Raw genomic sequence first — 23,554 nt, forward strand, 5'->3', positions numbered from 1 at the left:
TTCTATTTTAGAGGTGGTTTATAGTTCTCTGATCCAGATATTACGGAAGCTCAATGGTTCACTTTTATCTCCGTGCGACTGCAGTTTGATCGGTGATGCACCATGTGCTTGAGTATAAGAAGGTAGTCCTACGTATTGTGAAGGGCCTTTCAGTTCAAAGTTATTCTGAACCACTACGCCATTAAAAAGAACAGTTACTTTCGCCGGACTTTTTAATGTACCATCTGTATCAAATATTGGTGCAGTCCAAAGTACATCATAGGTTTGCCATTCTCCCGGTTTTTTGGAAGGATTAACCATTGGAGTCGTTTGTTTGTAAACGCTTCCTGCCATTCCATTCGTATAAGTTGGATTGTTGTAAGCATCTAATATCTGCAATTCGTAACCCAGGTCTCCTTTTCCTATAGAGGCAAGGAAAAGTCCGCTATTGCCACGTGCTTGTCCTTCACCAGTGATATTTGCAGGAACTTTCCACTCCAAATGCAACTGATAATTATTGAAAGACTGTTTAGTTTCAATATTTCCGGTTTGTTTGTCTACAGAAAACTCGCCTTTATTTACTTTCCATTTCGCAGGTTGAGCCCTGTCATTAGTCATGACCCACTGGTCTAAATTCTTGCCATCAAAAAGGATAATGGCATCAGATGGAGCATTACCAGCTGTTTTTGCCGGAGTAACTACAGGTGGAACAGGCGTATAAAATTCGGTGTCCTCATGTTTGGCTTCCTGTGCATTCGCGAAACCGATAGTCCCAAGGATTAAAGTAGAGGTTAGGATGGCTTTATTCAAGTTCATAACTAATAATTAACGTGATATTTTTTTCTAATATACTATTATTGGAGAGAGTTTTAATTGAAAAACTTTTCCATTAGGTTTTGTCGCTCATTTGTTGCAAGATTGATGAGCTCAAAGCGTTTAGCAGAAGTAAAAGAGCCCATGTCGGTATCACTATTGATGTGAATAGTACCCAATAAAATAACATATTTACAGGTGTATTTTGTTTGATTTACCAGTTCATTGATGCGCTCATCTATGGCTTCATAGATCACTTCAGTAGCCTCTTTTAAGGGATGTACGGCAGATAGAATTCTTTCTTTTTCTTTCAGGATAATCTGCTCAATCGTATTCATTTGATAATCCATATCTTCCAGATGTCCGGGAACAATCGCATGAGCATGTAGCTTTTTTAAGGCACCTTTTGCAGCACCACAGCAATCCGTGCTGTTTTGCTGTCCATAACGGTGAATCTCGCCAAGGATACCTTCTTTTGAAATGCCAATATGTGGGCCATAATAGACTAAAACAGCCCCGTCATCAGGTACATGACTGGCAAAAGCACTCATTCCGCTCAATCCCGCGAAAGGAAATCCATCTAAACCACCTAGTTTAAATGGCCCCAGAAATTCATTGGACCTCACCGGAAATTGAATGCTGTTTACATCATCACTACAAATACTGTCGGCCATCATGATCTGAGCAGGTTCCAGATCTAATTGCTCCTCTACAAAATCAATTAACTTGTTGATACTGTCAATAGTAGAGATGGCGTTCGGATAATGTTGACGTATGACCGCCAGTTTTTCTCTTTTTTTCATAGCATTTCAAATATCTGATTTTCCAGAAGAATATAGGAATTAATTTATGGAGGGTTGGGCGGTGTTTAACAGAATTATATCGGTAAAACCCGATATGATCAGGCTAATGTCATCTCTTTCAGTTTAATAGGGATATCGGAAAAAGTCGATATATCTTTGTGGCATGAAACAGTTAGAAATATTTAAGGCCCTTTCCAATAAGACCAGATTAGAGATTCTGCTCTGGTTAAAGGACCCTGTGACGAATTTCCCGGAACACATCCATGCCGGGTTTGAAGCTGGCGTGTGTGTTGGCGAAATCCAAAAAAAGGCAGGGCTAACGCAATCTACTGTTTCTGAGTATTTGTCTATTCTTCAGCGTGCCGGCCTGGTTTCTTCTACTAGAGTAGGGCAGTGGACGTATTACAAAAGAAATGAAGAAACATTTACTGAACTGAGTAAAATTATAGAATCCGATATATAAATAATATAATTATGAATACAGAGAACTTGTTCAGACCCTTTAGTCTGAAATCATTAAATATAAAAAACAGAATAGTGATGGCGCCAATGTCTTTCTCGCCAAATGGTATTCCAGGAGCAGATGTAGCCACTTATTACACTAAAAGAGCAGCTGGAGAGGTTGGATTGATCCTTTCCGAAGGAACAGTGATTGATCGTCCGGCATCTTCTAATGATGCAAATGTTCCTCATTTTCATGGAACAGCAGCATTGGCAGGCTGGCAAAATGTAATCAATGAGGTACATGCAGCAGGTGCTGCAATGGGCCCTCAAATCTGGCACATGGGCATTATGGACAATCACCATTCCGGATGGGTTCCAGCTACACCATTTGAAGGTCCATCAGGATTAAACAGACCAGGATTCAGCAATGGAAATACCATGACGGAAGCCGATATTGAAGCCGCAATTCTTGCTTATGGTGCAGCAGCAGCAGAAGCAAAAAAACTGGGATTTGATACCGTAGAGATACACGGTGCCCATGGTTACCTGATCGACCAGTTTTTCTGGGAAGAGACCAATCTACGCACAGACATCTATGGCGGTAAAACCTTAGTAGAACGTAGTCGTTTTGCCATAGAAGTGATCAAAGAAGTGCGCAGACAAGTAGGAGAAGATTTTGCGGTTATTCTTCGCTTATCGCAATGGAAACCTGCTGATTATACTTTCCAGTTAGCGAAAACACCTCAGGAAATGGAAGATTGGTTACTTCCGATGGCCGAGGCAGGAGTAGATATTTTCCATTGTTCACAACGTCGTTTCTGGGAGCCTGAATTTGAAGGTTCTGATTTAAACTTCGCAGGTTGGGCTAAAAAAATAACTGGAAAAGCAACCATTACCGTTGGTTCTGTAGGCTTAAGCGGAGAGTTTTTGAAAGCTTTTACCGGTGAAAGTTCTGATCCTACTTCTTTAGATGAATTGATGCGTCGTATGGATAGAGCTGATTTTGATTTAGTAGCAGTAGGCAGACCTTTATTGTCTGATCCGAACTGGGTAAAGAAAATTAAAGAAAACCGTATAGACGAACTTAAAGGATTCAGTAAAGAAGCGTTAGGTCATTTGATTATGGACTAATCATTTATGGAAACAGGGAAACCTGTTCCTGAAAAAAACAAAATTGCCGCATGAACAGAAGTTGATGCGGCAATTTTTTTATAAAAAATAAACAGCTGCCTGCTAATATTTCAGGGCTTTAGCATTTAATCCAAAACTGGATTTTCTTTGAGATAGGTATCGATTTGCTGACCAACCTGATCCACTATTTCCTGTGGTTGTTCGGCCTCATTGCCGCCGGATTCATACCAGCCATTGTCATCCCTGATCAGGTATAGATAAAAATCTGAGCCGCCAGACTGGCTTTTGAAATAATAGGTTTTATCATCAGAGGTCGTTACCGGCCCCTTAACCATTTTACCGCCCGATAATTTTATTTCAGCGTCTAATAAATGCTTCTTTACACCCATGTTTTTTTACGAACATAGGCAATATAACTTGCATCCGGGCTTTTATTCCGCTATCGCTTACCGCTATATCTTTCTGAATTATTTTAGGAGTAACGCTTTCTTTAAATAATTGTTTTTATTTTAGCCGGATAACAAAGAAACCTTTTTTAAAATGCGTATTTACTTTCTTTTGCTGGCTTTATTGTGCCTTTTCAGCACCTTAGCGATCGCCCAGACTTCAAACCAAAATACGGGTTGGTTATTCCTGATGAATAACAATAAACTCACAAAAAAGTGGGGAACCCACCTCGATGTTCAATTGAGAACAGGAGATCAGTTTAGTCATTTGAAAAACGTGATGTTCAGACCGGGCCTGACTTATTTTATCAACGATAAAAGTGATGTAACACTCGGGTATTTATGGAATCAAACTTATATTCCAGTGGCTGACGCTGAGGATATTCAGCTTACAGAACACCGGATCTGGCAACAGTACATCTATAAACATAAAATTAATGCACTGAACCTAAGCCATAGATTCCGGTTGGAGCAACGTTTTATGGAGCAACAAAATGGCGAAAATCTATTTGCACAACGCCTCAGGTATTTTGCCAGGGTGATGCTGCCTCTGGCAAAAGGTCAGACTAATTTTCAAAAGGGTGCTTTTGTGGCTTTACAAAATGAATTGATGTTTAATGTGCAGCAGAAAGGAAATGTAAATGGTCATTTTTTTGATCAAAACAGAGCTTATCTGGCAGGAGGATACCGCTTTAGTAAGCAGCTTGACCTCGAAGCGGGCTACCTGAACCAGGCCCAGAAAATGCGCAGCGGACAGTTGATCAATCATGCCATTCAACTGGCCTTATATACCAGATTTTAAGCTATACCCGGTTTTAAATCAAATGTAACGAATCAGAATTTATCTTTTGATCGGCCTGTTGTCTTTTGAAGTATTCAACAAAGCCTGAAGTAGCACGCAAAGCTCCCTGCGTTTTGAGCTTTTCATTTGAGTATCCATAGGGAGATAAATGATTTGCGTTAAACACAGTGGGGAAGAGATTTCAGCTATTGGTTTTAGGGGAGTCAGTTTAATTAGACTGGAGGCTTTTGCTGTCGCATCAAAACCATGCTTACGGAGCTCCCCGATCAAATGGATGGGATCATTACATTCGATAGGCAATACCCAATAGCTGTGATTTTTATTTAAACGGCCGATTTTAACTGATTCAGGAAGTCCGTTTAATATCGATTCAGCCAGTATTTTTCTTTCCCTAATCGTAGATGGAGAGAATGTGTTCCACTTTCTTTCCAGTAAACGGTGATTGGCCAAACAGGGTCTGAATCTGATCTTCTTTAAAGGATCATTGCCTGGGAATCCACGGGTAAAACCGCTTAGCACCTCATCAAAATCTTTTCCGGAAGAGCGTATCAAATGATAAAATAAAGTATAGCAACTGTTGATGGTTAACAGTTTCATAAATAGGACTTTGAAAAGCTTTTTCAGGTAAATGCTGGTTTTCTGTCGGGATAACCCCTCATTTAACTGCTTTACTTTTAAGTACAGCTCAGGGTCTTTTATTTTAATCAGGGCTCCGCTTATGGCGGTATTCGTTTTGATCAATCCAAAGCTATACAGCAATACCGCGGTTTCCGGATGTCCAGGGTAATGATCAGGATACGATACCGCATCCTGATCCAATACCGCATCCTGATCCAATACCGCATGATCTCCGGGATCTCCCATAAAAGCCTGAGCTGCATCTTCAATCACTATCAAATGATGTTTTTTCGCCAGGCCAATGATTGCTTCCATATCCATTACTCCTCCAAAAAGCGGACTCAACAGTAAGGCTTTACTGGCAGGACTGATGGCTTTGCTAAGCTGTACCAAATCAATAGACAAAGTGTCTTTGTCTACAGAGACCGGCACCGGAATCAATTGATGGGCGCGGATGATGTTGAACATATCCGGAATATTAATATTGCTGACCAGGATTTCTGTGCCGGGAGGGTAGTTCAAAGCGGTCAGAACGAGATCCAGCCCGGTACGCACAGAAAGCGTAACCATCCTGCCGGCTTCTTTTGGAAACACAGGCGGATGATTTCCGGGGCGCAAGTATGCCGCAATGCAATAGCCAATGCCCGCGAAAGTATCTGAAAAAGTAAGGTCTAGTTTGCCTCTTGGGATCATCTGCTTATTTTCTTCCGAAGATAAGTTTAAAAAAATAAAATGTAGATTTACGGCATGATCAGCAGGAAAAGCACCTTTCTAAAGTATATTATTCTAGTTCAGTTGACTATAGGCATGGCCATTCCAATGCAGGTATTTGGCCAGCATCGCTTACAGCAGCTGGACGACCATATTCTGATTGACCTATCTGAGCGAAGAACCCCGGAAAAAACGAGTTTCTTTATGTTCCTGTCGAAATATAATGATGTGGTCAATGTTGGTGTTCCGGTGGGGCTGATGGCTGCGGGTGTGATCTCAAAAGACAAAGAAATGCGTCAGAATGCATTATACATCGCCAGCAGTTCTGCGGTAAATGTGGTTGCTACGCTGCTGATTAAAAAACTGGTAAAACGCCCGAGACCATTTAATGGATTGGTGAAAATTAACGCAGTTTATCAACCTTCTCATTACTCTTTCCCATCAGGACATACTTCTACCGCTTTCACTACTGCAACTGCTTTATCTTCGAGCTACCGGAAATGGTATGTGATTGCACCAGCTTTCCTCTGGGCGGGTTCTGTCAGCTTTTCCCGTTTATATCTTGGTGTTCATTATCCAACTGATGTGGCCGCAGGAGCCGTTTTAGGAACAGGATCGGCATTATCTATGGGCTTTTTGAGGGGAGATAAGTAAAGTGCTTTTTTTAATGCATAATAATATTTACATTTGCTAATATTTATAGTATTCCTGAGCTTGCAACTATAGGAGATGCAGGCAGCAGGGAGGATCCTGGATTGAACAAGCGTATGACCATAACCGTACTTCCAATTATAGAACCGGATATTAAACCGGCAGAGCCCTTAGTCAAAGTAATGAATGAACAACTGGTGCTAATGGCCAGAGAACTCCAGGATTTACATCTCAAAGACCTGGAATTAATGGAGCCTTTATTTGATGATATCGTAATTTATATCAGCTACAATAGTAAACAAGGCATACGCTGGAAGGTTGTCAATGATGTTCCGGAAGCAGCCATTACGGAAGTCGCAAACCAATGCGATAAATTAGGCTATGTGCGCTGGAAAACAGCGACACTAAATGCTTTCAACAGGGATTAAACTTCTTTTAGCTTAAAGTACTACTTTAATTTTCCGACGGATAACTGATCCCCTGTATCTTTATTTTTCACCGGGTATGAAACTTTTTTGAGCCTCAATGCGTATTTATGCTAAAGGCTTCAAATGAAAATCCTACGCTTAATGTTGTTGATCTATGCCTTAAGTATGGTGTCAGCTAAAGCTCAAAATCAACAGGAGATCAACAACGAATTTATCCAGCTGTACAAAGAAAATGCCGACCTTTCTTATATCTCTCCGAAAGGGGAAATAGGGGCGCCAGCTAAATACGTCATCAATGGAAGGCTAACCACGAGCTACTTTCTCCTGGCTACGGAAAAATTGCCTGTTGCTTTTGCAGTAGTGCCGGATTTTACGGTGCGGGTAAGGGATGAGAAATCTGCCGGGGTGCGGACTCCAAGTTTCAAACTTGGGGGAGCACTATTTGTTCGATTAGACAGGTCTGTTCCCAATTATAAATACGCGACCTTAAAATTTACCCACCATTCTAATGGTCAGGATGGCGAAGCATTAAACCCTGATGGCAGCATCAACACCATTACTGGTAATTTTACGACCAACTATTTAACCCTGTCTTACCATTTCGGAAAAGACCTCAATAAAGAAAAAAAACATGGTTACTACTCCTTAAATCATGAAGCGGGGTTCGAATGGCACAAATGGTTTAGTTATGAGAAGGCTTTGAAAAATGATTATGGCTTTAGCCGATTGTTGTACAGCTTTTCATTCCGGAATTATCAACCTGCAAAAGAGCAGTGGAGGTTAAATACTGAAATGAGTTATGCCATTAATCCAATGACGGAATACGCATTCAGCGCAATCAAAAAAAGACTGAATGCTGAACTTTCTTTTCATTATAGTTTCCCTTTTATGAACAATTCCTACCTCATGGGGGCTGCCGGATATTATGGTGAAGATCCCTATAATATATACTACAGGGATAAGTACAGCTACCTTCGGTTTGGAATTTCCAGTGGTATTTTGCGCGGAAAAAAGTAAAGGATTCGCAAAATACCAGGCATTCTAGGTAGCAGGTGAAAAAAAACATCCAGTATTTTGCGGTAATTTTTCCGGGTGTTAACGCTGTTTGTGAGCTGTAATCTATTGATTATCACTATTAATACCTATCTGGAATGCCTTGCCTGTCCGCCAAATTAGTCCGGATTACCCTTCCATTTGTTGCGGTTAACACTATAATCGTAACTAATTCGTTTTATTCCTTAATCATTGGATAATAATTTTTATTTTTAACAAACACAAAAACATAAATGAAAATTCTAAGAACACGCACACTAATCGTTGCGATGGGGTTGTTAACCCTTTCGATGCAAGCCTGTAAGACTAAAAAATTAGTCGCAAAACCTGTTACACCACCAGTGGAAGCTAAAGTTCCTGTTGTGGAAGAAAAACCAGCTCCGGCACCAGTAGAAGAAAAAGAAGCACCTGAAGAAAAAGCAGACTTTAACTTTACGAACGTTCAGTTTGAGTTCAACTCTGACGTATTAAAAACGGCATCTTTTGGCATCCTGGATCAGGTAGTTAGTCAAATGAAAAAATCACCTGAGGCAATATTAACCATTCATGGTAATTCTTCGACAGAAGGATCTGCTGCACACAACATGTCTTTATCGGTAGACCGTGCAAATGCGGTTAAATCATACCTGGTAAATGCAGGTTTAGATGGCAAGAAGTTAGCAATTAAGGGACATGGAGCTACAAATCCAGTCACCAAAGACACTTCTGAGGCTGGAAAAGCTTTAAACCGTCGTGTAGAATTTAAAGTGAAATAAAAACATAAGGGTCGGAGCGTGAGTTAATTCGTAATCGGTAGGCTGAAATGAAAAGTAGAGCCAATACCAACCTCACTCTCCACCCATATTTTACCCCCATGGTGTTCTACAATCTCTGAGCAGAGGTATAATCCGATACCAAAACCAGAAATGTTTTCGGTGTGTTTTGTTTCTACCCGAAAGAACCGTTCAAATAATTTTCCGAGCGATTGCGGTTTAATCCCCATTCCTTCATCTTTAATACTGACTTGCGCGGCCAATTCCGTAATCCGGCAATTCACTTCTATTTTTTTGCCTTTCGGCGAATACTTCACTGCATTACTCAATAAATTGGAAACTACAGAACCGATTTTATCACGGTCGGCATAAACAGTAACGGCTTCACAGGTTGCTAAGGAAATGGTATGTTGTTGAAGGGTCGTATTGCTTTCCTCAATCATTTCTTTGATCAAATGACTAAGGTCAAAATCCGCCATATCCAGGTGGATCTTTCCGGATTCCAGGCGGGAAAGATTTAGGAAACCATTGATCATGTTGGTCATTTTTTTGACCTGTACATGCGCTTTGTTTAAACAGGAAGCAATAAAGAGGTCGTTTGGTGCTTTTAATCGGAGCATCATCAATTGAAGATATCCATTTAAAGAAGTCAGGGGAGTTTTTAACTCATGGCTCACCATACCAATGAAATCATTTTTACGGATTTCATCCTGTTTCTGTTCGGTAATGTCGAGCATCATTCCGGAGAAATGCGCCGGATGTCCGATCGCCATGGGGTAAAGACGACCTAATGCCCTCACCCAACGGGTATCTCCATGATCACGGCCCACAATCGGATGTACAATACTAAAATCGGTTCCGGTTTCAATTGATTTTATGATGGCATCGGCAACTTGCTTACGGTAATCCTCATGCACCTGATCCAGCGTGTCAGCGAGGGAAACGGCTTCATCAGGCCCATAACCAAACAACTCTTTCATCCTTGGAGAAGTAAAGAACGTATTGGTTTCAATGTCCATTCTCCAGGTGCCCACATTGGCAGATTCGATGGATAAGCGGAGCATTTCTTCAGCCTGTTCCACTTTTTTTCTGGCAAGCACCTGTTCGGTGATGACATTGGCCACCATCAAAATGCTTTTCGTTTTTCCATGACTATCTTTTATCGGTTGATAAACAAAATTCGCATAAAACTCTTCCAGTTTATCGTCTTGTTTCAACAAACCCCTCACTTCATTTCCATTATAAGGTTCGCCGCTGGCGAGTACGGTTTGCAGTAAACTGAAAAATGGCTGTCCGCTCAATTCCGGAGAAGCTAGCGCCAATGGCATCCCAATAATTTCTTCGCCTTTATTCCATTCCAACATAGCCTGCTTGTTTGCAGACTCGATAATGAGCTCAGGCCCTGTAAAAAGCACGATTGAAACCGGAGCGTCGTCCAGCATATACCTGATTTTAGCCTCACTTTCTGCCAGTTCCGCTAGTGTTCTTTCTATCTTTTGATCTGCCTGCACTTTTGCAGTAGTTTCAGAACAGATGGCCAGTACACCACCCGGTTTTCCAGGCAGGTCTTTTACTTTACTAAAGCTAAATGTCCAGTAAACATCCTCCATCTGGTTATTTCTGAAAATGGGGAGTAAGATATCTTCACACCAGGTTGCATCGCCACCAGCCATAGCCTGGCTAATCATCGGTTGAACGGTATCCCAGATTTCCGGCCAGCAGGCTTCGGCAGCTTGACCAAGCGCAGTAGGGTGCTTCCCCTCATCGCCAAGACTTTTCCTGTAAGCATCATTATAAAACTGGATCAATTCAGGGCCCCACCATAAAAACATCGGAAAACGGGAAGATATGATCGTAGAAATTGTGGTTAGTAAACTTTGCGGCCATTGTTCGGGCGATCCTATCACTGTTTTTGACCAGTCATATTCCCGAATCAGCTGTCCCATTTCTCCACCTCCTTCTAAATAGTACTGGTAGTTCGGTTCTTGGGTATGATGTGGAAGCATAGAAGACGTGTTAATGAAGGCTCAGGAAAAAAATCTATAGCATTGGAATCTGCTTTTGTGATGAAATTAACCAAATATTATTATCCATTAAAACTTTTTTGAATAAAAATTCAATATCCTGATATCAAAAGCATTTGAAAAATCAGGACATAAAAAAACTGGCAGGTGGGGTCTGCCAGTTAACTAACATCAAATACAAGTTTAAGATATATTTGATTACAATAGAGCGTAATGATTATTTTGTGGAAGATCCGATACACTAAATAGTTTCTTTGATGGGGTAGTTGCAAATAGAATACTGGAAACAGTTGCATTTCTGACGTATTTATTAACTTCACTATGATAATGATAATTGCAAATTCCGGTAGTATATTCTGTATTCATTTCTAAATTCAAAAATAAACAGGGGTTTTGTTCGGAATCCATCAGTTTATGACCTTTAAGTTGCAGAGATACACTTGCAAGATGGTCATGATTTTGGTAACTTCCGAGGACTTTAAAACTTAAGTTAAGCGGGCCTGTGAGTTCTTTTAAGGTGATAATGGCTGTTCCTGAAATACTACCTGAGGAATGTTGCTGCAAATTTAAGTGCAGCACAGGCTGAAATAACCCATCACAAAGGATGCGTAGGTTTATTGGTTCGGTTTGTAGGTGTTCAGTTATCATTGGAGGTTGATATTTTGATTCCCCTAAATTAGCGCTAGTTCATCATGACCGTAAGGGTGAAAATACCCAAATAGAAAAACAGGTAAAAATACCCCCTTGTGAAGCCGGAATTTTGGGTTAAATCCTGCTTTTTTAAACAATTATTGATTTTTTTGGTTCTAAATAAATAACTTCTACTATGAAAAAAACATTACCTCTTCCATTATGGACTATTGCCGTTCCTATTTTAGCCTGGATTGCCTATTTTGGAATGTCATTAGACCTGGGAAATATCTACTCCTTTGTCCTTGCCGCAGTATTAATTGGTAGCGTATTGGCCGCTGTACACCATGCCGAGGTGGTTGCCCATAGAGTCGGCGAACCTTATGGAACCTTACTACTGGCACTGGCCATCACGGTGATCGAAGTTGCGTTGATTGTTTCCTTGATGTTGACCGGAGGACCGGAAACCACCGCTTTAGCGCGTGATACGGTACTGGCTGCGGTCATGATCATTTTAACCGGAATGATTGGTACCTGTTTATTAGTGGGCGGTGCCCGATTCAAAGAACAGGTGTTTAGTTTGCAGGGGGTAAGTGCTGCATTGGTTACGCTTTCCGCGATTCTGGTACTCACCCTGATCCTTCCTAACTATACAACGAGTAAGGCCGGACCGGTATATACCTCCGCACAACTGGCTTTTGTAGCTGTAGTTTCCCTGGTTTTATATGGTACTTTTGTATTGGTTCAAACCGTTAGACACCGTGATTTTTTTCTTCCTCCGGAAGCGGATGGCAATGAAGATGCACATGCGGAACCACCTGCTAAAAATGTCGCCCTATGGAGCGCATTGTTATTATTGGTCTGTTTAGGTGTCGTTGTTTTACTGGCTAAAGCCTTAGCACCTGATATTGAACTTGCCGTTGTAAACGCAGGAGCGCCGAAATCCTTAGTAGGGGTCATCATTGCTGCGGTTGTATTGTTGCCGGAAGGCCTGGCTGCTTATCGTGCTGCCAGAAAGAACCGACTTCAAACCAGTCTTAATCTGGCAATGGGCTCTGCACTGGCGAGTATCGGTTTAACCATTCCCGCAGTGGCGATTGTATCCATGGTAACCGGAATGACCATCACCCTGGGCATTGACATGAAATCTACCGTGCTTTTATTGCTGTCGTTGTTTACGATTATGCTGTCTCTGGCTACCGGCAGAACCAATATTCTACAGGGGATCGTCTTACTAGTTATTTTTGCAGTCTACTTATTTACCATTATAGCCCCTTAAAATAATGATTTTTTTTCTAGTTCTTTGGTTGAGCTTTGTGCCCGGGGAGCCATTCCCCGCCATTGGAGGTGCGTTGGCGGGGCCTTGTAGGGCCACGAAGCCTGTCACGTACGGATTAACCCCGAATTATCCTTAGATTTACACCATGATAAAGGTAAACAACATAGAAGGGTACGTAGAGTTCGATGCTAAGATTTTAAAAGATTGGATCGATAACGGAGTTAATTATGTGAAAATTGTTGACCTTAATGTAAAAGGCAGTATCGAAGCCTTTGAATTAATCCCCAATTCTGAGATTCCGGACACAGGTGACCTGATCCATCATATCCTCTCTGAAGATATAGAAGATTTACTAGATACCATGGAAAAAGTGAAATTCTTAGTCCACGAAATCTATTTAGAAGACGACGAAGAAACAGCTTAGTTTCGAAACAGAATTTTGTCATTTATAAATGAGCTATGTAAAGGAAAAATGGTCCGGAGCATGGCTTTTTTTGATTTCAGCCAGTTGGAATTCTTTCCAACCTGAAGTTATTTTCTTCAATAATCTTTATAAGAAGACTTTACAGAATAAACCCTATTAAGTGTAATCATTTCGCGCCATTTTCCCAGCATCTCATTTGTCATAAATTGAATTGTTTTTCCACCGAATGTGGATAACCGTTTAGAGTCTTTCTAGATAATATTCGCCAATTTTGAAATCCATCATCAGCCCTGCATGAGGGTTGATTTATTAAAAAATCCTACGAAATGAGTACTAAAAGAATCATCAAATTCGAAAAAGAAGATTGTAGCCCATGTAATATGGTCTCTGAATATCTGGATAGAAAAGGAATGGTATACGAAACCATCAACCCTTTTAATGAACCTGAACTGGCCATGCAATTCAGAGTACGTTCAGTACCTACGGTGATTCTTATGGAAGCAGAACAGGAACTGGCAAGAGTAATCGGTTATAAACCGGAAGAATTAGCGGCTTTAGCTGTAGGATAACCCTGTTTTTCTGATGACCTGCATTTATTATGACAGTAAGACTGGTAACGTAGAACGGTTTGTAAACCGTTTAAAGTTACAGCGTAACTGGAATATTCAAAAGATTGATCAAGTGTCCGGCCCATTAAAGGAAGGACACCTGATTACTTATACCACAGGTTTTGGCGAAGTGCCGGTCTCCACTTTACGTTTCCTCGAAGAAAATCGTAGCGCGATTATATCCGTTACTTCCAGTGGAAATAAAAACTGGGGACCCAATTATGCACTCGCTGCGAAAAAAATATCTGCCCTGTTTCAGCTCCCGATATTGATGCAGTTTGAGCTCTCAGGAACCGCAGATGATATTCAAAAATTTATAGATAATATAGAAGGCTAAAGATATGGTAACTAAAAAATGGATCTTGTTGAACAACGAGATCATGGTTAAAAAAGACGACGAATTCAGCCTTAGCAAAGACAAGGAAGCTGTTCGTTCTTATTTTTTAGACTATGTAAATAAAAACACGGTTTTCTTTTACAACCTAAAAGAGAAGATCGATTACCTGATTGAACAGGAGTATTACATTGATTTCTATCAATGGTACACGTTTGAACAAATGGAAGAAGTGTACGACCTGGTATATGCAAAGAAATTCAGGTTCCAGTCTTTCATGAGTGCATTTAAGTTTTTTCAAAGTTATGCCCTTAGGGATGATAGCGGAGAGAAATTTCTGGAACGTTATGAAGACCGCGTTGTCGCAGTTTCTCTATTTCTGGCCAGAGGCGATGTTCCTCAAGCCAAACAATATGCAGAATTACTGATCAATCAGGAATATCAACCTGCAACACCAACCTTCTTAAACTCCGGAAAAAAACGCTCTGGCGAATTGGTTTCCTGCTTTTTAGATGAAATCGGTGATAACCTGAATGGAATTGGATACGCCATTGATTCTGCAATGAAACTTTCTTCTATTGGCGGAGGTGTTTCTTTTAACATCTCTAAAGTGCGTGCAAGAGGTGAGTCCATCAAAGACGTTGAAGGACGTGCTGGTGGGGTATTGCCAATTATGAAAATTCTGGAAGATACTTTTTCTTATGCCAATCAGCTGGGGCAACGTCCTGGTGCAGGAGCGGTATACTTAAACATTTTCCATACGGATATTGAAGAGTTTTTAGATTGTAAAAAGATCAATGTGGATGAGAAAGTCCGCATAAAATCCCTTTCTATTGGCGTGATCATGCCTGATAAGTTCATGGAACTGGCAGAGAATGATGAAGCTTGTTATTTATTCTATCCACATACCGTATATAAACAATATGGTAAATATCTGGATGAATTGGATATGAATGAGATGTATGAAGAATTGGTGACCAATCCTTTAGTGAAAAAGAAAAAGATCAATGCCCGTCATTTGATGGTGAAAATTGCTCAGACACAAAAAGAGAGTGGTTATCCCTATTTGTTTTTCAAAGGAAATGCCAATAAATCACATGCATTAAAGGAACTTGGAAACGTGAAGTTCTCTAACCTTTGTACAGAAATCATGCAGATTTCAGAGGTTTCAGATATCGAAATCTATGGCAAAGAAGATACCATCCGTTACGGAATTTCTTGTAACCTTGGCTCTTTGAATATTGCGACAGTAATGGAGAATAAAAGGATTAAAGAGGCGGTTGCAACTGCTATGCGCTCTTTAACCGTGGTTTCCGACCTAACCGATATTGCCATGGTGCCTTCTGTTCAGAAAGCAAATAAAGAATTGCACAGTGTGGGCCTTGGTGCCATGAACTTACATGGTTTCCTGACGAAGAACTTTATTATGTATGAAAGTGCAGCTGCACTTGATTTCTGTAATGTTTTCTTTATGATGGTCAACTTCTATTCGATTCAAAGTTCAATGGAAATTGCAAAAGAGAAAAATGAAACTTTTGTAGGCTTTGAGCAATCAGAATATGCAAATGGTAATTATTTCCAACCTTACCTGATCAAGGATATTGCCCCAATGAGCGATAAAATTACAGGTCTGTTCGAAGGAATGGCGATTCCAACTGTTGCGGATTGGACTGCTTTGATGAATGAAGTGAAAATTCATGGTCTTTATCATGCTTACCGTCTGGCGATTGCGCCAAATCAATCTACTTCTTATATTATGAATGCAACGGCTTCGGTGATGCCGGTGGTGGATGTGATTGAGGTAAGAGAATATGGCGATAGTACTACATATTACCCAATGCCTTACCTGGATAATGACAATTACTTCTTCTATAAATCTGCTTATGATATGGATCAGAAGAATGTATTGCGTCTAATCTCAGTAATTCAAAAACATGTGGATCAGGGAATTTCAACGATTTTACATACCAATACGAAAGACAGTACGCGTGATATCGCTAAATACTATATCTATGCGCATAAAATGGGCCTGAAATCTCTGTATTATACCCGTACGCGTAAAGCGACCATTGACGAATGTGTTTCCTGCTCGGTTTAATTCCCGGCAGTAATTAATTACCTTATTAAATTAAATAAATGAGTTCATATAAAGCAGTAAACTGGAATACACCTGAAAATGATTACGCAGGAATGTTCTGGGAGCAAAATCTTCGTCAGTTTTGGGTGGATACCGAATATATTCCTTCCAAAGATATCGACAGCTGGAAGTCTTTGAGCCCTGAAATCCAGGAAGCTTATAAAAAAGCATTGGGTGGCCTAACTTTATTGGATACCCTGCAAAGTCATACCGGCATGCCTAAATTGTTAGACCATATCGATGGACTGCAAAATAAAGCGGTATTGTCGTTTATGTGTATGATGGAAGCAATTCATGCCAAATCTTACTCTACCATTTTTACTACAGTAAACAGCACTGCGGAAATCAATGAGCTGTTCGAATGGGTAGAAAACAATAAATTGTTGCAATATAAAGCAGCTACTATTGATAAATATTATAGAAATCTGGATGCACAGAAAGTAAGCGACGAGACCTTGTTTATGGGCCTTGCAGCTTCTGTATTGCTGGAATCTTTCTTATTCTATAGCGGTTTCTTTATGCCGTTATGGTTGGCCGGACAAGGTCAGATGGTAGCTAGTGCGGATATCATTAAAAAGATTGTAGCTGATGAGTCCATTCACGGTGTGTTTGTAGGTTTACTGGCTCAGGATCTTTATAAGAAATTACCTGATCCGGAAAAAAGTAAACAAGAGCTGATCGATCTTTTGATGGAGCTTTATGAAAATGAGTTGAAGTACACAGATGAGTTGTATACGGAAGTTGGTCTTACTGCCGATGTAAAAGAATATGTAAGATACAATGCCAATAAAGCCATGATGAACCTTGGTTTTGATGAGCTTTTTGAAGTGAAATCGGTTAATTCTATTGTATTAAACGGCTTAAACGGAGAAACAACACAACATGATTTCTTCTCTAAGAAATCGACAAACTATGAGAAAAGTATGGAAGTAGTACACCTGAGAGATGAAGATTTTCAGGTAGCAGCAGAACCGGTTTTCTAGTTCATCTTTTCCAAAGAATTGTACTGAACCATTCAGGTGGTTTAGCTCCATAGTTCAGGTAAAAATAATCCTGTCTTTAAAGGTTTTAAGCGACCTGAGGAAGACAGGATTTTTTTTTAAAACAAATAGGCTAAGTATCAGTGTTTAATATGATATATATCATGTTTCTTTAATTCAGGATTGTAGACCTTGGTTAAAGATCAATTAAAACACAGCAGATGAAAACTATTTTGATTCCCACCGATTTTTCTCCCAATGCAGACCATGCCGCGTTTTATGCTTTGGAACTTGGCAAAAAGATGAAAGCAAGTCTTAAATTATGTAATGCGGTTATGATTCCGGCAGCAGCCAGTATGTCTGCACAGGTAGCCTGGCCTTTGATGGACTTGGGTACGTTGAGCGCAGATGCCAACCGCGAGCTAAAGAAACTTGCGGAAAAGCTGAAAAAGCACATTCAGGAATCCGGTGCTTCTGAAGAGGAATATCCACCAATGGAGGTTTCTGCAGAGGTAGGAACGGTTCCTGAAGTAATCAGTATGCTGGCAGAAAAAGAAAAGATCAACCTTGTGGTGATGGGAACCTCAGGGGTAGGGGGCTTAAACCGGTTTTTTCTGGGGAGCACCAGCAGGGATTTAATAGATGAAGCCAGTATGCCTGTTTTATTGATTCCGCCGGGAACGGATTTTAAACCATTGAAAAGAATTGCATTTGCAACAGATTTCAGTGCAGGAGACATTGCATTGATTCACGCGCTATCTTATCTTGCCCGGGCTTTTAATGCAGAAATTCTCTTGGTACACGTCAGTCCGGATGATTTTGATCCTGAAATCGATCAAAAGAAAGTCGATGCGTTTTTAAATGAAGTGACGTGTAAGCTGAACTACCACAAGGTCTATTTTCGCCATGTTAAAGAGATGGGGGTTGATGAAGGTTTAAACTGGTTAACCGACCATGTAGCTATCGATATGCTGGCTATGGTTCACCGCAGACATTCATTTATCAAAAGACTATTTGATGGTAGTCACACTCAAAAAATGGCCGTTCATGTAAAACTTCCTTTGCTCGTATTTCCTCCTGAATTCCATACTGTGCTTTAAGGTTACTAAAATTTAACCGGGTATTCCTATTTTGATTTTTATTGCAAATAAAAGTTGGGTAAAGCGTAAATTTGAGCGCTTATGGGAATATCAAAGAAGGAGGAGGAGGTGTATATGATGGATGGTTCTCAGGAACGGTTGTTTCCATTGCTAATGGCTTATCAGCAAGCAGTGGATACCAGTATAATTTCTTCCATTACAGACGTAAAGGGAACTATTATTCATGTAAATCAACGCTTTTGTGAAGTTTCTCAGTTTAGCAGACAAGAGTTGCTGGGACAAAATCACCGCATCATCAATTCCGGTTATCACCCTAAAGAATTCCTTAAAGAGATGTGGAAGACCATTGGAAGAGGGGAGGTCTGGCATGGTGAAATTAAAAACCAAGCCAAAGACGGCTCCTTCTATTGGGTGGATAGCGTGATTGTTCCGATCAAAGATTTGGATGGCAAACCCCTGCAATACCTTTCGCTAAGAACGCTCATTTCTGAACGTAAAGAGAAGGAAGAAAGAGACAGAGAAGACCAGGTCAATGCGATGGAAGAAATGCTGTTTAAAATCTCCCATGAATTGAGACAGCCAGTCGTGAAAATACTGGGTTTATCAGAATTGATAGATCATTCTCATAATTCTGCGGAAGATTTGAAAATCATGATCGCAGGGATCAAAGAGTCGGCAATTATGCTGGACAATTATACGAGGGAACTTGCCGGCTTTGTCAATAAGATCCGTAATGAGCAAGATTCGGAGCCTGGGACATAATTTGTAACCTATGGGATTCTTGTGACAGGAGGGGTTCGTGATTTCTTTTAATTGTACCAGGTTTTCCTTTGATAGTACAACTGTGAGTACTCTTGAAATGTGAACTTTGTTGAGACAAATGAAAATAGCAATTATTAGTGACCTTCACGCCAATTTGCCGGCACTCAAAGCAGTGTTATCAGATATCGCCTCCTTTAATCCGGATCAGATTTATTGTCTGGGCGATTTAACAGACGCTGCACCCTGGCACAATGAGGTGATTGAGCTGATTAAAGACAGGAATATTGCTACCATCATGGGAAATCATGATGAACGTATCGCTTTTGATCATCCGATAACCCCACTTTCTAAACACAGTTTAAGGGAACAACAAGCCCGTTTGGATGCCATCAATTATACTAAACAGCACATTACTAAGGATAATAAGGCTTTTCTGGCCGCTTTACCCGCTACCATAAGACTAGAAACTGAGGGGATGACCATTTTACTGGTTCATGGAAGCGCGGATAATAATGAGGAATACCTGTATGAAGATGCCGAAGAAAGCCGGATCTCCGAAATGTTCCGGAAAGAACAAGTGGAGCTGATTGTTTCCGGACATACCCATATTCCTTTTATACGTTATCTGCGGGAATCAAATGATCAAAAATTACCGGAATCAGTTGCTCAAAATCTGACTGGTTCATTTGCTCAAAAGACCAGATTACTGATCAACACAGGGTCAGTAGGGCGTTCAAAAGAAAAAGACCGTAAAGCTTGCTACCTGCAATTAGAAATCCTGAGTGCCAGCGATGGGGTCGGACTTGAACGTCTGAAACCCGTGATTAGAAAAATCACCTATCCAATTGAGGAAACCATCAGGGGTATACGAAATAGTCCGGTTCCGGATTTTTATGCGGATTTCCTGGAAAATCAGGAGCAGGTTTAGCCTGCTCCCTGCTTGTTTAATTATTACTTACCAAAACTATCTGTAACTGCTTTACCTCTCCAGCTCTGTGGGAGTTTTAAGCCCATAATCCAGGCCAGGGTTGCTGCGGTATCATACGTGATGATCACATCTTTGATCTGATGATTTTTCTTCACACCAGGGCCATTAATTACCCATGGAATCTGTACTTCATCCAGCGTTTTGCCACCATGTCCTTTACCGGTTCCACCGTGATCCGCTGAAACCATAATGATCGTTTCTTTCTCAATTCCGGCATCTTTTACTGCCTGTACAATTTTTCCGATTCTTTCATCTACCTTTTTCAACTGCTCATAATAAGCAGGGGTACGGTGACCAATCTCATGACCGGTATGGTCTGGCTCATCAAAATGAACGAAAGTGAAATATGGCTTTTCTCTTTTGATAATCGCTGCAGTGGTGTCTGCACAGAAATCATCTTTATCATTTCCAGGCACCACAATACTGATGGCATCTTTTTCTACCAATGGTCCGATTCCAGGCCAGCTGTAGATCACCGCAGTTTTTGCATTAGGCTTCTGATCTCTGATCACGCTAAAAATAGAAGGGAAGATACCATACTTTGTTTTCGTTACCGAAGGGATTTCCGGCGTTTTACTTCCCCATTCCGTATAGCCATGTTCCGTAGGACCAGCGCCCATCAGCATAGAAGCCCAGTTTACCGCGCTGGAAGATGGAAGTACCGATCTGGCTTCCAGACTTGAAGCTCCGGTTTCCATGAGCTTTTTAAGATTCGGCATTTGCGCATCAGGAATAGCATAAGCACCAAGGCCGTCACAGCCAATCAGGATCACATGTTTTACATTTTTTACTTGTGCATTAACGCCAAAACCGGCGCAAAGCAAGCAAAAGGCAATAATTGATTTTTTCATTTGTGTGGTTTATAAAGGTTAATCGTATTGAAAAGTTAAATATATATGTTAAGATGTTTAGTTCTATTAAACACGTGTGATTTTTTTGTTGTATTTCCGCTCCCGGTTGCGGGAGCGCTGAGTAAGCCGGACATAAAGAAGCCCCCTGGATTTTGACAATCCAGGGGGCAGATTAATACCTTATTTTCAGTAGTAAATTACCAGCCTTTAATAGCGCCTCCTTTAAAGGCTTCTTTTGCGGCTTTTTCTACTTCTGCAGATTGGTAAGCTTTAACAAATTTCAATACTTTCTCGTCGTTTTTATTGTCTTCTCTGGCTACGATGGAATTGACGTAAGGAGAATCCTTTGCTTCCACAAATAAACCGTCTTTTTCAGGGCTCAGACCTATCGGAGCGGCAAAGGTATTGTTGATGATGGCGATCGTTACATTTTTGTCGTCCAATGCTCTTGGCAACTGTGGTGCCTCTAATTCCAGAATCTTAAGCTTTTTAGGATTGCCGGTAATGTCATGCACAGTTGGCAACAGGCCTACACCTTCTTTTAATTTAATCAGGCCAAATTTCTCCATTAATAACAAGGCTCTTCCGCCATTAGTGGCATCATTAGGGATAATTACGGTGCTTTCATCTTTAAGTTCTGATAAAGATTTGATCTTTTTTGAGTAACCTGCAAGTGGGAAAACAAATGTGTTGCCTACGATGGCAAATTTATACCCACGTTGTTTGGTCTGCACATCCAGATAAGGCTTGTTTTGAAAAACGTTCAGGTCGATGTCTCCCTGTTGAAGCGCCTCATTTGGCATTACGTAATCGTTAAACTGTACCAGGTCTACTTGCAGACCGTATTTCTCTTTGGCAACTTTCTTTGCTGCTTCTGCTAAACTATATTCCGGACCGGATTCTACACCAACCTGAATATAGTTGGGATCGGTGTTCTTTTTTGTACCTCCACAGCTGATAAAAGCTGCTGAACTGGTTAAAATGGCTATTGCCGCAATAAATTTGATTTTTGTATTCATTTGTTTTTCATATTTGATAGGTGTCTTTCCGATTTGATGTCTTTCGGGAAGATTACCTGTGGTCTACTCTTTTAGCGATAATATCACCCAGAAACTGGATGATAAATACCAGGGCAATTAACAATACCAGTACCGTGTTCATCACAAATACATCGTACCCAACATAGCCATATTGGTAACCAATCTGGCCTAATCCACCTGCACCAACTGCACCGCCCATGGCCGAATAACCAACCAATGTGATCAGGGTCACAGAAGCACTGTTGAGGATGGAAGGTAAAGCTTCCGGCAACAATACCTTATATACGATCTGGAAAGGAGTGGCGCCCATGGCCCTTGCGGCCTCTACCAATCCACCCGGCACTTCAATCAGACTGTTTTCAATCAGTCTGGCGATAAATGGTGCGGCCCCGATACTCAAAGGAACAATTGCCGCTTCCACACCAATAGAAGTGCCTACAAGCGCTCTGGTAAAAGGAATCATCCAAACGATCAAAATGATAAACGGAATCGAGCGGAAAATGTTTACGATAATTGAAATGGTATGGTTGAAGGTTTTATGTTCTAAAACCTGTCCTTTTCTGGTCATAAATAAAAGCACACCCGTAGGTAAGCCGATTACAAAACCGAAAAATCCGGAAACAAAAGTCATGACGATGGTTTCCCAGGCTCCCTTAGCAAGGAGCAAAATCATTGAATCAGACATAACCTATTACTTCTACTTTAATGTTTTTACTTTTATAAAATTCTATCGCCTGAAGGCTATTTTCCTGGGTACCGAAGACTTCAATCAGCATCACACCAAATTTAACCCCACCGGCATAATCCATTCTTGCACTAATCACATTACTGTCAATCTGGAAATGACGGGCAACCTCTGATAAGACCGGGTCATCAACCGATTGTCCGGTAAATTCAAGTTTCAATAGCGGGCGTTTGTTTTCCGCAGGTTCAGCAACCAGACGTGCTTTATAGTCTGCCGGGATATCGAGGCTCAGGGCAGAGGCAATAAATGCTTTTGCCAGCTCCGTTTTTGGATGAGAAAAGATCTCACTCACCGCGCCTTGTTCTATCAGTTTACCTTCAGAAATTACGGCAACCTCATCGCAAATGTCCTTTACGACCTCCATTTCATGCGTAATCAACAGGATGGTGATGTTTAGTCGTTTGTTGATGTCTTTCAGTAAAGTGAGGATAGATTTGGTAGTTGCAGGGTCTAACGCACTCGTTGCCTCATCGCAAAGCAATACTTTAGGGTTGCTCGCCAGAGTTCTGGCAATCGCTACCCGCTGTTTTTGTCCACCGGATAAATTTACCGGATAATCATGGTGTTTTTCATTTAACCCCACCAAATCAAGCAGCTCAGTTACTCTCTTTTCGATTTCGGCTTTTGGGGTATGGTCTAATTCCAGGGAAAAAGCAACATTCTCAAATACCGTCCTGGAAGAAAGTAGGTTGAAATGCTGGAAAATCATACCTATATGTCTTCTGGCTTTAGCCAGTTGTTTCGGAGAAAGATTCATCAGGTTTTGACCATCCACAATCACTTCTCCGGAAGTTGGTTTTTCAAGCAGATTTACGCAGCGGATCAATGTGCTTTTGCCTGCTCCTGAACTACCGATTACCCCGAATATTTTACCTTCAGGTACCGTTAAGGAAACCCCGGATAGGGCAGTGATCGCTCTCGTCTTCTGGAAAAACTTCTTCGTTACATTTCTTAATTCAATCATTACCCGGAAGTTTTTTTGACAAAGATAACGTTTCAGGGCATTAGAAACGCGATTAAT

26 protein-coding genes are annotated in these 23,554 nt (G+C 40.9%); 16 read left to right on the forward strand and 10 right to left on the reverse strand.

What is annotated here, in order from left to right; all coding sequences use genetic code 11:
- Positions 1 to 18: 18 nt before the first annotated feature.
- A complete protein-coding gene (locus tag R2Q66_RS20065; protein WP_316752455.1) occupies positions 19 to 795 on the reverse strand; it encodes a DUF1080 domain-containing protein in 777 nt (258 codons plus the stop codon).
- Between the two features lie 53 nt (positions 796 to 848).
- A complete protein-coding gene (locus tag R2Q66_RS20070) occupies positions 849 to 1,595 on the reverse strand; it encodes a hypothetical protein (protein ID WP_316752458.1) in 747 nt (248 codons plus the stop codon).
- Between the two features lie 163 nt (positions 1,596 to 1,758).
- On the opposite strand from R2Q66_RS20070, the gene R2Q66_RS20075 reads away from it, so the two are divergent.
- Both R2Q66_RS20075 and R2Q66_RS20080 read left to right on the forward strand, forming a co-directional pair.
- Positions 1,759 to 2,058, forward strand: a complete 300-nt coding sequence (locus R2Q66_RS20075) for a metalloregulator ArsR/SmtB family transcription factor (RefSeq protein WP_316752460.1) — start codon at positions 1,759 to 1,761, stop codon at positions 2,056 to 2,058.
- An 11-nt stretch (positions 2,059 to 2,069) separates the two neighbouring features.
- Positions 2,070 to 3,170 carry an NADH:flavin oxidoreductase gene (locus tag R2Q66_RS20080; RefSeq protein ID WP_316752462.1) on the forward strand — a complete coding sequence of 367 codons (1,101 nt, stop codon included), beginning with the start codon at positions 2,070 to 2,072 and terminating at the stop codon, positions 3,168 to 3,170.
- Positions 3,171 to 3,295: 125 nt separating this feature from the next.
- On the opposite strand, the gene R2Q66_RS20085 is transcribed toward R2Q66_RS20080, so the two are convergent.
- Positions 3,296 to 3,559: a hypothetical protein gene (locus R2Q66_RS20085; protein ID WP_316752464.1), complete on the reverse strand. Its 264-nt coding sequence runs from the start codon at positions 3,557 to 3,559 to the stop codon at positions 3,296 to 3,298.
- 151 nt (positions 3,560 to 3,710) lie between these two features.
- Between R2Q66_RS20085 and R2Q66_RS20090 the strand changes: the two genes are divergently transcribed.
- Complete coding sequence (locus R2Q66_RS20090; protein ID WP_316752466.1) at positions 3,711 to 4,418, forward strand: DUF2490 domain-containing protein; 708 nt, start codon at positions 3,711 to 3,713, stop codon at positions 4,416 to 4,418.
- Positions 4,419 to 4,457: 39 nt separating this feature from the next.
- On the opposite strand, the gene R2Q66_RS20095 is transcribed toward R2Q66_RS20090, so the two are convergent.
- On the reverse strand, positions 4,458 to 5,729 hold the full coding sequence (locus tag R2Q66_RS20095) for a DegT/DnrJ/EryC1/StrS family aminotransferase (RefSeq protein WP_316752469.1): 1,272 nt from the start codon (positions 5,727 to 5,729) through the stop codon (positions 4,458 to 4,460).
- Positions 5,730 to 5,783: 54 nt separating this feature from the next.
- On the opposite strand from R2Q66_RS20095, the gene R2Q66_RS20100 reads away from it, so the two are divergent.
- The 4 genes from R2Q66_RS20100 to R2Q66_RS20115 all read left to right on the forward strand — a co-directional run bounded on the left by R2Q66_RS20100 (position 5,784) and on the right by R2Q66_RS20115 (position 8,634).
- On the forward strand, positions 5,784 to 6,401 hold the full coding sequence (locus R2Q66_RS20100) for a phosphatase PAP2 family protein (RefSeq protein WP_316752472.1): 618 nt from the start codon (positions 5,784 to 5,786) through the stop codon (positions 6,399 to 6,401).
- 113 nt (positions 6,402 to 6,514) lie between these two features.
- On the forward strand, positions 6,515 to 6,826 hold the full coding sequence (locus tag R2Q66_RS20105) for a hypothetical protein (protein WP_316752474.1): 312 nt from the start codon (positions 6,515 to 6,517) through the stop codon (positions 6,824 to 6,826).
- A 123-nt stretch (positions 6,827 to 6,949) separates the two neighbouring features.
- Positions 6,950 to 7,843: a hypothetical protein gene (locus tag R2Q66_RS20110; RefSeq protein ID WP_316752476.1), complete on the forward strand. Its 894-nt coding sequence runs from the start codon at positions 6,950 to 6,952 to the stop codon at positions 7,841 to 7,843.
- A gap of 269 nt (positions 7,844 to 8,112) precedes the next feature.
- The gene (locus R2Q66_RS20115) at positions 8,113 to 8,634 is read left to right on the forward strand and encodes an OmpA family protein (RefSeq protein WP_316752478.1); all 522 of its coding nucleotides are present in this window, start codon (positions 8,113 to 8,115) and stop codon (positions 8,632 to 8,634) included.
- Between the two features lie 23 nt (positions 8,635 to 8,657).
- Here the strand turns inward: R2Q66_RS20115 and R2Q66_RS20120 are convergent, their stop codons facing one another.
- Together R2Q66_RS20120 and R2Q66_RS20125 are read right to left on the reverse strand one after the other, a co-directional pair.
- The gene (locus R2Q66_RS20120) at positions 8,658 to 10,637 is read right to left on the reverse strand and encodes an ATP-binding protein (RefSeq protein WP_316752480.1); all 1,980 of its coding nucleotides are present in this window, start codon (positions 10,635 to 10,637) and stop codon (positions 8,658 to 8,660) included.
- Between the two features lie 216 nt (positions 10,638 to 10,853).
- A complete protein-coding gene (locus tag R2Q66_RS20125) occupies positions 10,854 to 11,303 on the reverse strand; it encodes a DUF1842 domain-containing protein (RefSeq protein ID WP_316752482.1) in 450 nt (149 codons plus the stop codon).
- A 178-nt stretch (positions 11,304 to 11,481) separates the two neighbouring features.
- Between R2Q66_RS20125 and R2Q66_RS20130 the strand changes: the two genes are divergently transcribed.
- The 9 genes from R2Q66_RS20130 to R2Q66_RS20170 all read left to right on the forward strand — a co-directional run bounded on the left by R2Q66_RS20130 (position 11,482) and on the right by R2Q66_RS20170 (position 19,837).
- Positions 11,482 to 12,564 (forward strand): ionic transporter y4hA, encoded by a 1,083-nt coding sequence (locus tag R2Q66_RS20130; protein ID WP_316752484.1) that lies wholly within the window; start codon positions 11,482 to 11,484, stop codon positions 12,562 to 12,564.
- A 145-nt stretch (positions 12,565 to 12,709) separates the two neighbouring features.
- Positions 12,710 to 12,988 (forward strand): hypothetical protein, encoded by a 279-nt coding sequence (locus tag R2Q66_RS20135; protein WP_316752486.1) that lies wholly within the window; start codon positions 12,710 to 12,712, stop codon positions 12,986 to 12,988.
- Between the two features lie 326 nt (positions 12,989 to 13,314).
- Entirely contained in the window at positions 13,315 to 13,557 is a 243-nt protein-coding gene (locus tag R2Q66_RS20140; RefSeq protein ID WP_265843446.1) for a thioredoxin family protein, read from the forward strand.
- A 13-nt stretch (positions 13,558 to 13,570) separates the two neighbouring features.
- Positions 13,571 to 13,933 carry a class Ib ribonucleoside-diphosphate reductase assembly flavoprotein NrdI gene (nrdI, locus tag R2Q66_RS20145; protein ID WP_316752489.1) on the forward strand — a complete coding sequence of 121 codons (363 nt, stop codon included), beginning with the start codon at positions 13,571 to 13,573 and terminating at the stop codon, positions 13,931 to 13,933.
- Positions 13,934 to 13,937: 4 nt separating this feature from the next.
- Entirely contained in the window at positions 13,938 to 16,028 is a 2,091-nt protein-coding gene (gene nrdE / locus R2Q66_RS20150) for a class 1b ribonucleoside-diphosphate reductase subunit alpha (protein ID WP_316752491.1), read from the forward strand.
- Between the two features lie 38 nt (positions 16,029 to 16,066).
- Positions 16,067 to 17,050 carry a class 1b ribonucleoside-diphosphate reductase subunit beta gene (nrdF, locus tag R2Q66_RS20155; protein ID WP_316752494.1) on the forward strand — a complete coding sequence of 328 codons (984 nt, stop codon included), beginning with the start codon at positions 16,067 to 16,069 and terminating at the stop codon, positions 17,048 to 17,050.
- A gap of 218 nt (positions 17,051 to 17,268) precedes the next feature.
- Positions 17,269 to 18,147, forward strand: coding sequence for a universal stress protein (locus R2Q66_RS20160; RefSeq protein ID WP_316752497.1), 879 nt, complete (start codon positions 17,269 to 17,271; stop codon positions 18,145 to 18,147).
- 81 nt (positions 18,148 to 18,228) lie between these two features.
- Positions 18,229 to 18,909, forward strand: a complete 681-nt coding sequence (locus R2Q66_RS20165; protein ID WP_316752500.1) for a PAS domain S-box protein — start codon at positions 18,229 to 18,231, stop codon at positions 18,907 to 18,909.
- Between the two features lie 118 nt (positions 18,910 to 19,027).
- On the forward strand, positions 19,028 to 19,837 hold the full coding sequence (locus R2Q66_RS20170) for a metallophosphoesterase family protein (protein WP_316752504.1): 810 nt from the start codon (positions 19,028 to 19,030) through the stop codon (positions 19,835 to 19,837).
- 23 nt (positions 19,838 to 19,860) lie between these two features.
- On the opposite strand, the gene R2Q66_RS20175 is transcribed toward R2Q66_RS20170, so the two are convergent.
- The 4 genes from R2Q66_RS20175 to metN all read right to left on the reverse strand — a co-directional run bounded on the left by R2Q66_RS20175 (position 19,861) and on the right by metN (position 23,497).
- Positions 19,861 to 20,748, reverse strand: a complete 888-nt coding sequence (locus R2Q66_RS20175; protein WP_316752506.1) for an alkaline phosphatase — start codon at positions 20,746 to 20,748, stop codon at positions 19,861 to 19,863.
- A 197-nt stretch (positions 20,749 to 20,945) separates the two neighbouring features.
- Positions 20,946 to 21,767 carry a methionine ABC transporter substrate-binding lipoprotein MetQ gene (metQ, locus tag R2Q66_RS20180; protein WP_316752509.1) on the reverse strand — a complete coding sequence of 274 codons (822 nt, stop codon included), beginning with the start codon at positions 21,765 to 21,767 and terminating at the stop codon, positions 20,946 to 20,948.
- Between the two features lie 52 nt (positions 21,768 to 21,819).
- A complete protein-coding gene (gene metI, locus R2Q66_RS20185) occupies positions 21,820 to 22,473 on the reverse strand; it encodes a methionine ABC transporter permease MetI (RefSeq protein ID WP_316752512.1) in 654 nt (217 codons plus the stop codon).
- Positions 22,466 to 23,497, reverse strand: a complete 1,032-nt coding sequence (gene metN / locus R2Q66_RS20190) for a methionine ABC transporter ATP-binding protein MetN (RefSeq protein WP_316752515.1) — start codon at positions 23,495 to 23,497, stop codon at positions 22,466 to 22,468. Before metN ends, metI begins: the two co-directional genes overlap by 8 nt.
- Positions 23,498 to 23,554 lie beyond the last annotated feature (57 nt).

Origin of the sequence: Pedobacter gandavensis (assembly GCF_032677645.1) — a bacterium.
GTDB lineage: Bacteria > Bacteroidota > Bacteroidia > Sphingobacteriales > Sphingobacteriaceae > Pedobacter > Pedobacter gandavensis_A.